General features: G+C 70.4%; 15 protein-coding genes. 12 read left to right on the forward strand and 3 right to left on the reverse strand.

What is annotated here, in order from left to right:
• Positions 1 to 32: 32 nt before the first annotated feature.
• Genes AB0M54_RS22245 through AB0M54_RS22270 form a run of 6 tightly spaced genes read left to right on the forward strand, consistent with a single transcriptional unit; the run spans position 33 to position 6,006 of the window.
• Complete coding sequence (locus tag AB0M54_RS22245; protein ID WP_364323583.1) at positions 33 to 488, forward strand: DUF948 domain-containing protein; 456 nt, start codon at positions 33 to 35, stop codon at positions 486 to 488.
• A 31-nt stretch (positions 489 to 519) separates the two neighbouring features.
• Positions 520 to 825, forward strand: coding sequence for a hypothetical protein (locus AB0M54_RS22250; protein ID WP_364323585.1), 306 nt, complete (start codon positions 520 to 522; stop codon positions 823 to 825).
• On the forward strand, positions 822 to 3,509 hold the full coding sequence (gene alaS / locus AB0M54_RS22255) for an alanine--tRNA ligase (protein WP_364323587.1): 2,688 nt from the start codon (positions 822 to 824) through the stop codon (positions 3,507 to 3,509). The genes AB0M54_RS22250 and alaS overlap by 4 nt, the downstream gene beginning before the upstream one ends.
• A gap of 15 nt (positions 3,510 to 3,524) precedes the next feature.
• Entirely contained in the window at positions 3,525 to 3,986 is a 462-nt protein-coding gene (ruvX, locus tag AB0M54_RS22260; RefSeq protein ID WP_364323589.1) for a Holliday junction resolvase RuvX, read from the forward strand.
• Positions 3,983 to 5,179 (forward strand): endolytic transglycosylase MltG, encoded by a 1,197-nt coding sequence (gene mltG / locus AB0M54_RS22265; RefSeq protein WP_364323591.1) that lies wholly within the window; start codon positions 3,983 to 3,985, stop codon positions 5,177 to 5,179. The genes ruvX and mltG overlap by 4 nt, the downstream gene beginning before the upstream one ends.
• Positions 5,176 to 6,006, forward strand: coding sequence for a shikimate dehydrogenase (locus AB0M54_RS22270; RefSeq protein ID WP_364323593.1), 831 nt, complete (start codon positions 5,176 to 5,178; stop codon positions 6,004 to 6,006). Before mltG ends, AB0M54_RS22270 begins: the two co-directional genes overlap by 4 nt.
• Before the next feature lie 92 nt (positions 6,007 to 6,098).
• On the opposite strand, the gene AB0M54_RS22275 is transcribed toward AB0M54_RS22270, so the two are convergent.
• Positions 6,099 to 7,307, reverse strand: a complete 1,209-nt coding sequence (locus AB0M54_RS22275; protein ID WP_364323595.1) for a multidrug effflux MFS transporter — start codon at positions 7,305 to 7,307, stop codon at positions 6,099 to 6,101.
• A gap of 178 nt (positions 7,308 to 7,485) precedes the next feature.
• Between AB0M54_RS22275 and aroC the strand changes: the two genes are divergently transcribed.
• Positions 7,486 to 8,664: a chorismate synthase gene (gene aroC / locus AB0M54_RS22280; protein WP_364473448.1), complete on the forward strand. Its 1,179-nt coding sequence runs from the start codon at positions 7,486 to 7,488 to the stop codon at positions 8,662 to 8,664.
• Positions 8,664 to 9,170 carry a shikimate kinase gene (locus AB0M54_RS22285; RefSeq protein WP_364323599.1) on the forward strand — a complete coding sequence of 169 codons (507 nt, stop codon included), beginning with the start codon at positions 8,664 to 8,666 and terminating at the stop codon, positions 9,168 to 9,170. The genes aroC and AB0M54_RS22285 overlap by 1 nt, the downstream gene beginning before the upstream one ends.
• Positions 9,171 to 9,234: 64 nt before the next feature.
• On the opposite strand, the gene AB0M54_RS22290 is transcribed toward AB0M54_RS22285, so the two are convergent.
• Positions 9,235 to 9,912, reverse strand: a complete 678-nt coding sequence (locus AB0M54_RS22290; protein ID WP_364473450.1) for a Clp protease N-terminal domain-containing protein — start codon at positions 9,910 to 9,912, stop codon at positions 9,235 to 9,237.
• A 59-nt stretch (positions 9,913 to 9,971) separates the two neighbouring features.
• Here AB0M54_RS22290 and aroB point away from each other — a divergent pair, with 59 nt between their 5' ends.
• The 4 genes from aroB to nusB are packed head-to-tail and all read left to right on the forward strand — an operon-like array spanning position 9,972 to position 12,527.
• Positions 9,972 to 11,039, forward strand: coding sequence for a 3-dehydroquinate synthase (gene aroB / locus AB0M54_RS22295; protein WP_364473452.1), 1,068 nt, complete (start codon positions 9,972 to 9,974; stop codon positions 11,037 to 11,039).
• Positions 11,036 to 11,473 carry a type II 3-dehydroquinate dehydratase gene (aroQ, locus tag AB0M54_RS22300; protein WP_364323606.1) on the forward strand — a complete coding sequence of 146 codons (438 nt, stop codon included), beginning with the start codon at positions 11,036 to 11,038 and terminating at the stop codon, positions 11,471 to 11,473. The genes aroB and aroQ overlap by 4 nt, the downstream gene beginning before the upstream one ends.
• A gap of 57 nt (positions 11,474 to 11,530) precedes the next feature.
• The gene (gene efp, locus AB0M54_RS22305) at positions 11,531 to 12,088 is read left to right on the forward strand and encodes an elongation factor P (RefSeq protein WP_364323608.1); all 558 of its coding nucleotides are present in this window, start codon (positions 11,531 to 11,533) and stop codon (positions 12,086 to 12,088) included.
• A 28-nt stretch (positions 12,089 to 12,116) separates the two neighbouring features.
• Entirely contained in the window at positions 12,117 to 12,527 is a 411-nt protein-coding gene (gene nusB, locus AB0M54_RS22310) for a transcription antitermination factor NusB (protein ID WP_364323812.1), read from the forward strand.
• A gap of 60 nt (positions 12,528 to 12,587) precedes the next feature.
• On the opposite strand, the gene AB0M54_RS22315 is transcribed toward nusB, so the two are convergent.
• Positions 12,588 to 13,076, reverse strand: coding sequence for a transcriptional regulator (locus tag AB0M54_RS22315; RefSeq protein WP_014446326.1), 489 nt, complete (start codon positions 13,074 to 13,076; stop codon positions 12,588 to 12,590).
• Positions 13,077 to 13,213 lie beyond the last annotated feature (137 nt).

Raw genomic sequence — 13,213 nt, forward strand, 5'->3', positions numbered from 1 at the left:
GCTGTCGATCGGTTGTAAAGAGGAGAGGCTTCATGGACGCCGGAGAAATCGCAGGTCTCATCGCGGCGGGCGCCTTCCTGATGCTCGTGCTGTTCCTGGCCGTGCCCATTCTCAAGCTGGGCCGCACGGTGGATGCCGCGACCCGGGCGATCAATGAGGTGACCGAGCGGACCGGGCCGTTGCTCGGCAACGTGAACGAGACCGTCGAGGGCGTGAACACCGCCCTGGGTCAGGTGCAGGTCTCGCTCGACGGGGTGAACGTGCAGCTGGCCAAGGTCGACACGATGACCAGCCACGCCCAGAACGTGACCGCCAGCGTGGCCAACCTGGCCACCGTGGTGTCGGCCGCCGCCGCCAACCCGTTGATCAAGGTCGCTTCCTTCGGGTACGGCCTGCGCAAGGCCGCCTCCGCCCGCCGGCACGCCGAGGACGAGCGTGAGGTCCGCGCCACGCTCAAGCAGCGCCGCAAGGCCGCTCGGTCGCGCTGATCAGTCTCGCTCTGGGAAGGGAATACCGCACATGAAGCGCCTGCTCTGGCTGGGGGCCGGCCTGGCCGTCGGCGCCCTGGTGGTCCGTCAGCTCACCAAGAAGGCCAACCAGTACTCCCCGTCCGGCATCGCGACGTCGCTGTCGGAATCCGCTGGCGGTCTCGTCGAGTCGGTCCGTAACTTCGTGGATGACGTACGCGAGGGAATGGCCGAACGGGAGAACGAGATCCAGGAGGCCTTCGCCGCGGGCGAGCTGTACAAGGACGAGTTCGCCGAGCTGCGTGACGACCCGCAGGACGGCACGGTGGGGCGGCACGCCCAGGAGGGTCAGCGATGAGGACCGCGGAGATCAAGCGGCGCTTTCTGGCGCATTTCGAGGCCAACGGGCACACGGTCGTGCCGAGCGCCCCGCTGCCCGCCATCGACGACCCCAACCTGCTGTTCATCAACGCCGGCATGGTGCAGTTCGTGCCCTTCTTCCTGGGCCAGCGGGCGACGCCGTACCCGCGCGCGGTCAGCGTGCAGAAGTGCATCCGTACGCCCGACATCGACGAGGTCGGCAAGACGTCGAGGCACGGCACGTTCTTCCAGATGAACGGCAACTTCTCGTTCGGCGACTACTTCAAGGCGGGCGCGATCCCGCTGGCCTGGGAGCTGTCCACCAAGCCGGTCGCGGACGGCGGCTTCGGCCTCGACCCGGAGAAGATCTGGGCGACGGTCTACCTCGACGACGACGAGGCGATCGAGATCTGGAAGCAGCAGCCGGGCATGTCGCCCGACCGGATCGTGCGCCGCGGCAAGAAGGACAACTTCTGGTCGATGGGCATCCCCGGCCCGGCCGGCCCCTGCTCCGAGCTCTACTACGACCGCGGCCCGGCGTACGGCCCGGACGGCGGCCCCGAGGTCGACGAGGACCGGTTCCTGGAGTACTGGAACCTGGTCTTCATGCAGCACGAGATCACCGACGTCAAGTCCAAGGAAGACTTCACGATCGTCGGTGACCTGCCGAAACAGAACATCGACACCGGCATGGGCCTGGAGCGCATCGCGTCGATCCTGCAGGGCGTCGACAACCTGTACGAGATCGACGAGGTCCGGCCGATCCTGGCCCGCGCGGCCGAACTGACCGGGACGACGTACGGCCGTAACTCCGGCCACGCGGCGTCCGAGAGCCACCCCGACGACGTCCGGCTGCGGGTGATCGCCGACCACGTCCGCACCTCGCTGATGCTGATCGGCGACGGCGTGACCCCGTCCAACGAGGGCCGCGGCTACGTGCTGCGCCGGATCATGCGCCGCGCGATCCGGTCGATGCGCCTGCTCGGCTGGCAAGGACAGTCGTTCCCCGAGCTGCTGCCGGTGGCGCGCGACTGCATGGCGCCGTCCTACCCGGAGCTGGCCGAGGAGTTCGGCCGGATCTCGACCTACGCGTACGCGGAGGAGGACGCGTTCCTCTCCACCCTGCGCGCGGGCACGACGATCCTGGACACCGCGATCACCGAGACCAAGGCGGCGAGCCAGCCGCGGCTCTCCGGGGACAAGGCGTTCCAGCTGCACGACACCTACGGCTTCCCGATCGACCTGACCCTGGAGATCGCGCAGGAGCAGGGCCTGGAGGTCGACCAGGAGGGCTTCCGCCGGCTGATGGCCGACCAGCGGGCCCGGGCCAAGGCGGACGCGGCGGCGCGCAAGACCGGCCACGTCGACCTGTCGGCGTACCGGACCATGCTCGACCAGGGCGGCCCGGTCGAGTTCACCGGTTACGCCGAGGTCAGCCGGGAGTCCCGGGTGCGTGCGCTGCTCGGTGGCGACGGCACGGCGCTGCAGGCGGCGGGCGAGGGTGACTACGTCGAGCTGGTGCTCGACCACACGCCGTTCTACGCCGAGGGCGGTGGCCAGCAGGCCGACACCGGCATCATCAACGTGGGCGGCGGCCGGCTCGAGGTGGTCGACGTGCAGACGCCGGTGCCCGGGCTGATCGTGCACAAGGCGCGCGTGCTGCGTGGCGAGGTGCGCGCCGGCGAGGCGGGTTTCGCCGAGATCGACGTGACCCGGCGCAAGGCGATCTCCCGCTCGCACACCGCGACCCACCTGATCCACCAGACCATGCGGGCGTTCCTCGGCGAGTCGGCGACGCAGGCGGGCTCACTGAACGCCCCGGGCCGGCTCCGGTTCGACTTCAACACTCCGGGCGCGGTCTCGCCGGCCGTGCTGTTCGACGTGGAGCAGCAGGTCAACGAGGTGCTGCTGCGCGACCTCGAGGTGCACGCGTTCATCACCTCCCAGGAGGAAGCGCGCCGGCTGGGTGCGATGGCGCTGTTCGGGGAGAAGTACGGCGACGAGGTCCGCGTGGTTGAGGTCGGTGACTACGCGCGTGAGCTGTGTGGTGGAACACACGTCGCGCGGTCCGGTCAGCTCGGCCTGGTGAAGATCCTCTCCGAGGCGTCGATCGGTTCCGGCGTACGCCGGGTCGAGGCGCTGGTCGGCATCGACGCGTTCGGCTTCCTGGCCAAGGAGCACCTGCTGGTGTCCCGGCTGGCCGAGATGTTCCGGGTGCCCGGCGACCAGGTCGCCGAGCGGGTGGAACAGACGGTGACCGCGTTGCGTGACGCGGAGAAGGAGCTCGAGAAGCTTCGGGCGCAGATGGTGCTGGGTGGGGCCGGCGCGCTCGCCCAGCAGGCCCGTGACCTGGGTGGCGTCGCGTTCGTCGGCACCGAGGCTCCGGAGGGCGCGGCCGGCAACGACGTGCGTACGCTGGCTCAGGAGATCCGCGGCAAGATCGACCAGAGCCGTCCCGCGGTGGTCGCCGTGGCGGCCCGGGCGAACGGCAAGGCGTCGCTCATCGTGGCGGTCAACGCGACGGCGAAGTCGCGCGGTCTCTCCGCGAGCGACCTGGTCAAGGGCGCGCTGTCCGGCCGGGGTGGCGGCAACGCCGACCTTGCGCAGGGTGGTGGCGTGCCCGCCGACCAGGTTCCGTCCCTGCTCGCGGCGGTGGAGAAGGCGGTCGTCGAGGCCGCCTGACTACAGGGGGTGGCGATGACGGCACTGTCGCGGGGTAGGCGGCTGGGCGTCGATGTCGGTAAGGTCCGTGTCGGGGTCGCGATCTGCGACCCTGACGGGATCCTGGCGACCCCCTTGGCCACGGTTTCTCGTGACATGGGTGCGGCCGCCGATTCCGTACCCGCTGACATAGCTGAGCTCGGCCGTCTCGTGGGGGAACACGAGGTGGTGCAGATCGTGGTGGGTCTCCCCGTCCGTCTCAACGGCGACGAGGGGACCGCCGCCATTGACATTCGTGCGTACGCTGATCGGCTGGTGAGCGCGGTGCAACCCGTTCCCGTCGTCTTTGCGGACGAGAGGATGTCGACCGTGGTGGCGACCCGTAGGCTGGCCGAACGTGGCGTCCGCGGGAAGCGGCAGCGGGCGGTGGTCGACCAGGCCGCCGCGGTGGAGATCCTGCAGAGCTGGCTGGACGCGCAGCGGAGGCAGACAAGATGATCGACGAGCTGGACCTGGCGTTCGAGGAGCACGCCGACCGCAGTGGTAAACCGAAGCACCGGCGAGGCGCCCGGGGCAAGGGTGGCAAGGGTGGCGGCGGACGCTCCGCGATCGCCTTCCTGATGGCGTTCGTGCTGCTGGCGGTTCTGGGCGGCGGCGTCTACCTGGGCTACAGCAAGATCCGTGACTTCTTCACCGCGGCCGACTACGACGGCGCGGGCACCGGCACGATCCAGGTGCAGATCAAGGCGAACTCCTCGCTGACCGACATGGGTAACACGCTGGTCGGGGCCGATGTGGTGAAGAGCACCAAGGCCTTCACCCAGGCGGCCGAGAAGAACCCGCGCGGCAAGAACATCCAGTCGGGCACCTTCAATCTCAAGAAGCAGATGTCCGGCGACGCGGCCGTGGCGGCGCTGCTCGATCCGAAGTCCCGGGTCAGCAACGGCATCACCATCCCCGAGGGCAAGACCGCGTTCGAGGTGTACGCGATCCTGTCCCAGAAGACCGGCATCCCGGTGAAGGACTTCAAGGCCGCCGCGAAGGATCCCGAGGCCCTGGGCGTGCCCGGCTTCTGGTTCAACCGGACGGACAAGCAGAAGGCCACCAAGTCGATCGAGGGCTTCCTGTTCCCCGACACGTACGAGTTCGAGCCCAAGGCGACGGCCGAGCAGATGCTCACCGAGATGGTGACGCACTTCCTGACCGTGGCCGAGAGCCTCGACTTCGTGAACAAGGTGCAGGCCGAGCGGAAGATCAGCCCCTATGAGGCGCTGACCGTGGCGTCGCTGGCCGAGGCCGAGGCCGGCAACCGGGACGACCTCGGCAAGGTGGCCCGGGTCGCCTACAACCGCGTCTACAGCGACACGTTCCCGTGCAAGTGCCTGCAGTTCGACGTCGGGATCAACTACTACTACCAGTTGACCGGCCGGGCCAAGAAGGCGTCGAAGAACATGACGGCGACCGAGCTGAACGACCCGAAGAACCCGTACCGGACGCACAACAAGCCGGGCCTGACGCCGACGCCGATCAACAACCCGGGCGAGAACGCGCTGAAGGCCGCGATGAGCCCGCCGGCCGGTCCGTGGCTGTACTTCGTGGCGATCGACAAGCAGGGCCACTCGGCGTTCGCGGCGACGGTGGAACAGCACGAGAAGAACATCCAGACGGCCCGCAAGAACGGCGTCCTGTGACCGGTGGCCGCCGGGCCGCCGTCTGCGGCAAGCCGATCGCGCATTCGCTGTCGCCGGTCATCCACGCCGCCGGGTTCGCCGCGGCCGGGCTGCTGACCTGGTCGTACACGGCCATCGAGTGCGCGGCGGCCGAGCTGCCCGACCTGGTGGCCGGCCTCGGTCCGGAGTGGGCCGGGCTGTCGCTGACCATGCCGCTGAAGGAGGTCGCGCTCACGCTGGGCGCGACCTCGACGCCGGAGGCGGCGGCGGTCGGTGCGGCCAACACTCTGGTACGCCGGGCCGACGGCACGTGGCACGCCGACAACACCGACATTCCGGGCATGGTGCGTGTGCTGCGCGACGCCGGGGTGATCGCCGTCCCGACGGTCACCGTGCTGGGTGGCGGCGGCACGGCCCGCGCGGCGCTGGCGGCGGCCTCGTTGCTGGGCGCGCCGCGGGTGACGCTGGTGACCCGCCGGCCCGCGGCCGCCGAAGAGCTGGCGCCGGTGGCGGCCACGCTCGGCGTCGACCTGGAGCCGCTCGACTGGGCCAAGGCGCCGGACGCGTTCGACGCCGACGCGGTGATCTCCACGGTGCCCAAGGGCGCCGCCGACGACCTGGCCCTGGCTGTGCACTGGCGGCCGGGCACGGTCCTGTTCGACGCGATCTACGACCCGTGGCCGACGCCGCTGGCCGCGTCCGCGACCGCTTCCGGCCTGCGGGTGGCGTCCGGCCTCGACCTGCTGCTGGCCCAGGCGCTGGGGCAGTTCGAGCAGTTCACCGGGGTACGCCCGGCGCCCGAGTCCGCCATGCGCGACGCCCTCGCCGCGGCCGCCGCCCTGCGCTGACCGCCCCCCGAACTGTGGTAGCGCAGGGCGCTGTCCGCGGCCCGGATGCCGCCTTCGGCTACCACTGTCACAGGCAGTGGTAGGTGGGTGCGCTATCCGCGGCCCGGATGCCGCTCCGGGCTACCACCGGTCTGGGTCAGCACGGCCAGCAGGGCGATCGCCGACGCGCCCAGGATGATCGCGGCCATCGGGACGCCGGTTCCCGGGTCGCCGAACGCGCCGACCAGCGGCGTGATCAGAGCCGCGATCGTCATCTGGAGGCCGCCGAGCAGGGCCGCCGCGGTGCCGGCCCGTTCCGGGCGCCGGTCCAGGGCCAGGGCGGTGGCGTTCGGGGTGACCATGCCGATCGTCGACACGAGCAGGAAGAACCCGGCCGCGAGCAGCGGCAGTGCGCCCGTCACGGCGCCGGCCACGGCGATGGCGCCGGCCGCGACCTGCGCGACCATCGTCGCCACGAGCAGGCGCCGCGGCGGGAAACGGTCGAGCAGCCACGCGTTGAGCTGGCTGAGCGCGAGCAGGCCGCACGCGTTCAGCCCGAGCAGCAGGCTGAAGGCGGTCGGCGTCAGGCCGTACCCGTCCTGTAGAACGAACGACGACCCGGCGATGTAGGCGAACAGCGCGGCCAGCGACATGCCCTGGGCGACGGCGTAGCCGAGGAAGACCCGGTCGGCGAGCAGCGTCCGGGCGGTCGCGCGCAGGTCGGCCGGCCCGCCGGTGCTGCGCCGCCCGGCCGGGAGCGTCTCCCGCAGCCGGATCATGACGAAGCCGGCGAGCAGAGCGCCGATCCCTCCGAGCGTCACGAAGATCCCGTGCCAGCTGGTCAGGGTCAGCACCGCGCTGCCCAGCGCGGGCGCGGCGATCGGCGCGAGCCCGAGGATCAGCGTCAGCCGCGAGAAGAACTTGGCCGCGGCGACCCCTTCGTGCAGGTCACGCACGATCGCCCGGGCCACCACCACGCCGATGCCGCCCGCCGTCCCCTGCAGGAACCGCAACCCGATCAGGAGTGGCGCCGACGGCGCGAGGGCGATGGCCAGCGACGCCACCGCGTAGGCGCTCATCCCCAGGATCGCGGCCGGCCGCCGGCCCCATCGGTCGCTGAGCGGCCCGAAGATCAGCTGACCGGCCGCGAGACCCAGCAGACAGGTGGTCAGCGACAGCTGGATCTGGGTCGGCGGCACCCCCAGGTCGTCGGCGATCTCCGGGAAGGCCGGCAGGTACATGTCCAGGGACAGCGGCAGGAGCGCGGTCATCAACCCGAGCAGGACCACCAGCGTGACGCCGCCGAGTTTCGAGGATCGCATCCCCGCCAGGCTATCCACGCGCCGCCTTTGCTCTGAGCGCGTATAGGCACCACTTCCGTGGTGGCGGTGCCGGGTGTTGCCCATACGCGCTCAGAGCAAAGGGGGCGCGGGTGACCGCCTGACGGGATGGGGGCGGGGTGTGCGGGGCGCAGCGACGCGGCGTGACAGACTGGCTGCCGTGTTGCGCTGGTTGACCGCAGGTGAATCCCATGGCCCCGCGCTCGTCGCGCTCCTCGAGGGCGTGCCCGCCGGGGTGCGGGTGACGAGTGACGACATCGGGCGTGATCTGGCGCGCCGCCGGCTCGGTTACGGCCGGGGGGCGCGCATGTCCTTCGAGCGTGACGAGCTCGAGCTGATCGGCGGCATCCGTCACGGGGTGACGCAGGGCAGCCCGGTCGCGATCCGGATCGGCAACTCCGAGTGGCCCAAGTGGCAGACCGTGATGGCCGCCGACCCGGTCGACGCCGACGAGCTGGCGGCCCAGGCCCGCAACGCGCCGCTGACCCGGCCCCGGCCCGGTCACGCCGACCTGGCCGGCATGCAGAAGTACGGTCACGCCGACGCCCGCCCGATCCTGGAACGCGCCAGCGCCCGGGAGACCGCGGCCCGGGTCGCCGTCGGCGTGGTGGCCAAGGCGATCGTGAAGCAGACGCTCGGCATCGACATCGTGTCGCACGTGATCGAGCTGGGCTCGGTGGCGGCCAAGGCCGGTCTGATCCCGGCGCCCGAGGACGCCGACCGGATCGACGCCGACCCGTTGCGCTGCCTCGACCCGGAGGCCAGCGCCCGGATGGTGGCCGAGGTGGACGCGGCCAAGAAGGACGCGGACACCCTGGGCGGCATTGTCGAGGTGCTCGCTTACGGCGTACCCCCGGGCCTGGGTTCTCATGTGCAATGGGACCGCAAGCTGGACGCCCGCCTGGCCACCGCGCTGATGTCGATCCAGTCGGTCAAGGGTGTGGAGATCGGCGACGGCTTCACGCAGGCCCGGTCCCGCGGCTCGGTCGCGCACGACGAGATCATCCCCACCGAGGACGGCGTGCGGCGGGTCACCGATCGCGCGGGCGGCCTGGAGGGCGGCATCACCAACGGCGAGAATCTGCGGGTACGCGCGGCGCTCAAGCCGATCTCCTCGCTGAACCGGGCCCTGCAGACCGTCGACGTGCTCACCGGTGAGGCCGCGACGGCGATCAACCAGCGGTCCGACGTGTGCGCGGTCCCGGCCGGCGCCGTGGTGGCCGAGGCCATGGTGGCGCTGGTGCTGGCCGAGGCGGCGACCGAGAAGTTCGGTGGCGACTCGGCCGACGAGATGCGCCGCAACCTGGCCGGTTACCTGGCCGGCCTGGTGATCCGCTGATGGCGCCGGTGGTGGTCGTGGTCGGCGCGCCAGGCGCGGGCAAGACCACCGTGGGCTCGGCGCTGGCCGCACGGCTGGGTGTCGAGTTCGCCGACGCCGACACGCTGATCGAGGTCGCGGCGGGCAAGCCGATCCCGGAGATCTTCTTCGACGAGGGCGAGGACGAGTTCCGCCGGCTCGAGGTCGAGACGATCGCCGGGGCGCTGTCCACGTTCGACGGTGTGCTGGCGCTGGGCGGTGGCGCGGTGCTTCGCGAGGAGACCCGCGTGGCGCTGCGCGAGCACACCGTGATCTACCTGTCGGCCGAGTTCGCGACCGCGATCAAGCGGGTCGGGCTGGGCGCGGGCCGGCCGCTGCTGTCGATCAACCCGCGCGCCACCCTGAAACACCTGATGGATCAGCGCCGCCCGCTCTACACCGAGGTCGCGACCCACACCGTCGCCACCGACGAGCGCCTGCCCGACGAGATCGCGGCGGAGATCGCGAAGCTGATCTCAACACGCTGAGGCTCTCAGCAGGCCAGGGCGAAGAACAGGATCAGGATGATGATCACGTCTTCCTGGGTCAGGGTCATCGCGCCTCGAGGGCCTCGACGCGCTTGACGATCGGGGCCAGCTCGCGCCGCAGGAGCATCAGCAGCGCGCTGTTCTGGGCCGCGGGGTTCTTCGCCTGGGTGTAACCGGCCAGCGCGGCCGACACCGAGCGCCGCAGAACCTTGGCGTCCGCCCCCGCCTCGCGCAGCGCGTGGCCGGCGCCGCCGTCGGTCTCGGCGGCCAGCCCGATCAGCAGGTGTTCGCAGCCGACGTAGTTGTGGCCCAGGGCGGTCGCCTCGGCCACGGCCAGCTCCAGCGCGGTCGCCGCGGGCAGGCTGAAGCCCTCGGAGCCCGGCTCGTCGACCTGGCGGGCCGCCTCGACCAGCCGTTTCGGGGAGATCTCCATCGACTGGAGGATCGCCACGGCCATGTTCGCGCCCTCGTCGGCCATGCCCTGGAGCAGCTGGGTGGTGCCGATCTGGCCGTCGGCGGCGTCGCGGGCGAGCTTGAGCACGGTGACCGCGCGCGCCGTGAAGGAGGTCAGCTGGTTGCCCAGCTCCTCGTCGGAGATCGCGGTGAGCACGGTCTGCCGGATCGTGGTGATGCGCCGGACGGCCAGCTCGAGGGCGCGCTGGCAGATGGCGGAGACCGGGAGGCCGGCGTCGCGGACGGCGTCGGCCAGGTCGTCGGGAAGGTACACGTTGATTTTTGGCATGCGGCATTTATAACCCGTGTGGGGTTAGAAAGATATAACCCCACGACGGGCCGAATAGTGTGCTCGGTGTGACCACCCGCATCCCGGTGCGTGGCGACCGGCCGTACGACGTCCTCATCGGCCGGGACCTCGCGAAACACCTGCCCGAACTGATCGGCGGAGCGGCCCGCGCGGCCGTGCTCTTCGCCGCGCCGCTGCGGGACCACGCCGAGGCGGTGGCCCGGGAACTCCCGTCGCCGCTGCTCATCGAGGTGCCGGATGCCGAGGCCGGCAAGACCGTCGAGGTCGCCGCCCGCTGCTGGGACGAGCTGGGCGCGGCCACCTTCACCCGAACCGACGTGGTGATCGGCGTCGGCGGGGGAGCGGTGACCGACCTGGCCGGCTACGTCGCGGCGAGCTGGCTGCGCGGCGTCCGCTGGGTGCCGGTGTCGACGTCGCTGCTGGGCATGGTCGACGCCTCGGTCGGCGGCAAGACCGGAGTGAACGTGGCGGCCGGCAAGAACCTGGTCGGCGCGTTCCATCCGCCCGCCGGGGTGCTCTGCGATCTCGACATGTTGGACACTCTGCCCACCGACGACCTGCTCGCCGGGATGGCCGAGATCGTCAAGGCCGGCTTCATCGCCGACCCGCTGATCCTCGACCTGATCGAGGCCGATCCGGCCGCCGCCGTCGACCCGCGCGGCCCGGCGCTGCGGGAGCTGGTCGAGCGGGCGATCCAGGTCAAGGCCGACGTGGTCGGTCAAGATCTGCGCGAGTCCGGGTTGCGCGAAATCCTCAACTACGGCCACACGCTGGGTCACGCGATCGAGAAGCGCGAGGCGTACGCCTGGAAGCACGGTCACGCCGTGTCGGTCGGGCTGATCTTCGCCGCCGCCCTGTCCCACCTGGCCGGCCGCCTCGACGCCGCGACCCACGCCCGGCACCGGACGGTCCTGGAGTCGCTGGGCCTGCCGACCGGCTACGCCGCCGACGCCTGGCCGGAGCTCCTCCCGGCGATGCGCGTGGACAAGAAGTCGCGCGCCGACACGTTGCGCTTCGTGGTGCTGGACGGTCTCGCCCAGCCGGGCATCCTGGCCGGGCCCGACCCCGAGATGTTGACGCGAGCCTATGCGGAGGTGGCGCGGTGACCCGCGTGTACGTGCTGAACGGTCCGAACCTCGGCCGGCTGGGCACCCGTCAGGTGGACGTGTACGGGCTGACCTCGTACGCCGATCTCGTGAAGCTCTGTGAGACGGCCGGCGGCGAACTCGGCCTGGACGTGGTCGTGCGCCAGACCGACGCCGAGCACGAGATGCTCGCGTGGCTGCACGCCGCCGCCGACGAGGAGGCGCCGGTGGTGCTGAACCCGGGCGCCTGGTCGCACTACAACTACGCGATCCGGGACGCCTGCGCCATGCTGCGCAATCGTCTCGTCGAGGTGCACATCAGCAACATCCACGCGCGTGAGCAGTTCCGGCACCATTCGGTGATCTCCGCGGTGGCCACCGGGGTGATCGCCGGCCTCGGCGTCGATGGGTACAAGCTGGCGCTGCGGCACGTTGCCTCGCAAAACCCCGGTTAGCAGGCCGGGCGTCGCGCCGGTAGACTCGGACGGTCACCGACGAGAACAAGGCAGGACATGGCTTCCACCAACGACCTGAAGAACGGTCTCGTGCTCAACCTCGACGGCGAACTCTGGTCCGTCATCGAGTTCCAGCACGTCAAGCCGGGCAAGGGCGGCGCGTTCGTCCGCACCACGCTCAAGAACGTCCTCTCCGGGAAGGTCGTCGACAAGACCTTCAACGCCGGCACCAAGGTCGAGACGGCGACCGTCGACAAGCGCACGATGCAATACCTCTACCAGGACGGCGACGACTACGTCTTCATGGACCTGGACACCTTCGACCAGATCCAGGTGGCCGGCGGCACGGTCGGTGAGGCGGCGAACTACCTGCTGCCCGAGGCCGAGGCCACGGTCGCCCAGCACGAGGGCGTTCCGCTCTACATCGAGCTGCCGACCAGCGTCTTCCTCGAGGTGACCTACACCGAGCCGGGCCTGCAGGGCGACCGGTCCACCGGCGGCACCAAGCCGGCGACGGTCGAGACCGGCGCCACGGTCAACGTCCCGCTGTTCATCACCACCGGCGAGAAGATCAAGGTCGACACCCGCGATGGCCGCTACCTCGGTCGTAGCTGACCTGATGGCTGAGGGCCCCAAGACGCAGATGCCGGCGCGCCGCAAGGCGCGCAAGCGTGCCCTCGACGTCCTCTACGAGGCTGACCTGCGTGACCTGCCCCCGGGCAAGGTCATGGAGAGCTACCTCGAGCGGATCGAGAAGCCCCACCCCGACCACCTGGCCTACGCGATCAGCCTGGTCGAGGGGGTGGCCCAACACCTCGACCGGATCGACGAGCTGATCGCCAGCTACGCCGAGGGCTGGACCATCGACCGGATGCCGGTGGTGGACCGCAACCTGGCCCGCATCGCGGTGTTCGAGTTGCTGTACGTCCCCGAGATCGACGACCCGGTCGCGATCACCGAGGCGGTCGAGCTGGCCAAGCAGATGTCCACCGACGACAGCCCGCGTTACCTCAACGGCATTCTCGGCCGGATCGCCGAGTTCGCGACTCGCTGATCGTTTTCGCGCATGGAAAAGGGGAGCCCGTCGGGCTCCCCTTTCTGCGTGGTGCTTACGTCAGGACGCGAAGAAGGCGCGCGGGTCGGCGACCAGAACACCCTGCTCGGTCAGACGCTCGATGAGACCGGACGGCGAGATGTCGTACACGATCGCGAGAGCGCGCAGGTCGTCGGCGCGGATCGACAGGACCCGGCCGTTGTAGTCACCACGCTGCTGCTGGATCGCCCGGGCGTACCGGGCCACGTAGGCCAGGTCTTCACCCGTGGTGTCGTACAGCTTCTCGAGGTCGAGCACGATCTTGTTGGTGGCCTCGAGCCGGATGCCGCTGCCGTCGGGCAGCAGCTCGGACACGGGGACCCGATAGAAATCGGCCAGCTCGGCCAGACGCGAGACGGTGACCGCACGGTCGCCGCGCTCGTACGAGCCCACCACGACGGCCTTCCAGCGGCCGTTCGACTTCTCTTCCACGCCTTGCAGGGACAGGCCCTGCTGCTGGCGGATCGAGCGCAGGCGGGCGCCCAACGACTTGGCGTACTCAGACGGCATTCGGACACTCCCAGTACTGTGCTGGCCCGGAGGGTTCTTCCTCCGCGATCGCTACGCAGCGTGACGGTACGGCCGTTGCGACCTCTGGTCAAGTGTTGGTCGCCGATGTGTCGTGGGACTCCTGGGAAAGTTGCCTA

This window comes from Actinoplanes sp. NPDC051470 (assembly GCF_040682035.1).
In the GTDB taxonomy this organism is placed as follows: Bacteria; Actinomycetota; Actinomycetes; order Mycobacteriales; family Micromonosporaceae; genus Actinoplanes.

Coding starts and splice junctions, on each gene's coding strand:
- AB0M54_RS22290 (WP_364473450.1), bottom strand. CDS start 9,912: ATGCCAAAAATCAACGTGTACCTTCCCGACGACCTGGCCGACGCCGTC.
- nusB (WP_364323812.1), top strand. CDS start 12,117: ATGCCGGCGCGCCGCAAGGCGCGCAAGCGTGCCCTCGACGTCCTCTAC.
- ruvX (WP_364323589.1), top strand. CDS start 3,525: ATGACGGCACTGTCGCGGGGTAGGCGGCTGGGCGTCGATGTCGGTAAG.
- AB0M54_RS22245 (WP_364323583.1), top strand. CDS start 33: ATGGACGCCGGAGAAATCGCAGGTCTCATCGCGGCGGGCGCCTTCCTG.
- efp (WP_364323608.1), top strand. CDS start 11,531: ATGGCTTCCACCAACGACCTGAAGAACGGTCTCGTGCTCAACCTCGAC.
- AB0M54_RS22315 (WP_014446326.1), bottom strand. CDS start 13,076: ATGCCGTCTGAGTACGCCAAGTCGTTGGGCGCCCGCCTGCGCTCGATC.
- AB0M54_RS22250 (WP_364323585.1), top strand. CDS start 520: ATGAAGCGCCTGCTCTGGCTGGGGGCCGGCCTGGCCGTCGGCGCCCTG.
- mltG (WP_364323591.1), top strand. CDS start 3,983: ATGATCGACGAGCTGGACCTGGCGTTCGAGGAGCACGCCGACCGCAGT.
- AB0M54_RS22275 (WP_364323595.1), bottom strand. CDS start 7,307: ATGCGATCCTCGAAACTCGGCGGCGTCACGCTGGTGGTCCTGCTCGGG.
- alaS (WP_364323587.1), top strand. CDS start 822: ATGAGGACCGCGGAGATCAAGCGGCGCTTTCTGGCGCATTTCGAGGCC.
- AB0M54_RS22285 (WP_364323599.1), top strand. CDS start 8,664: ATGGCGCCGGTGGTGGTCGTGGTCGGCGCGCCAGGCGCGGGCAAGACC.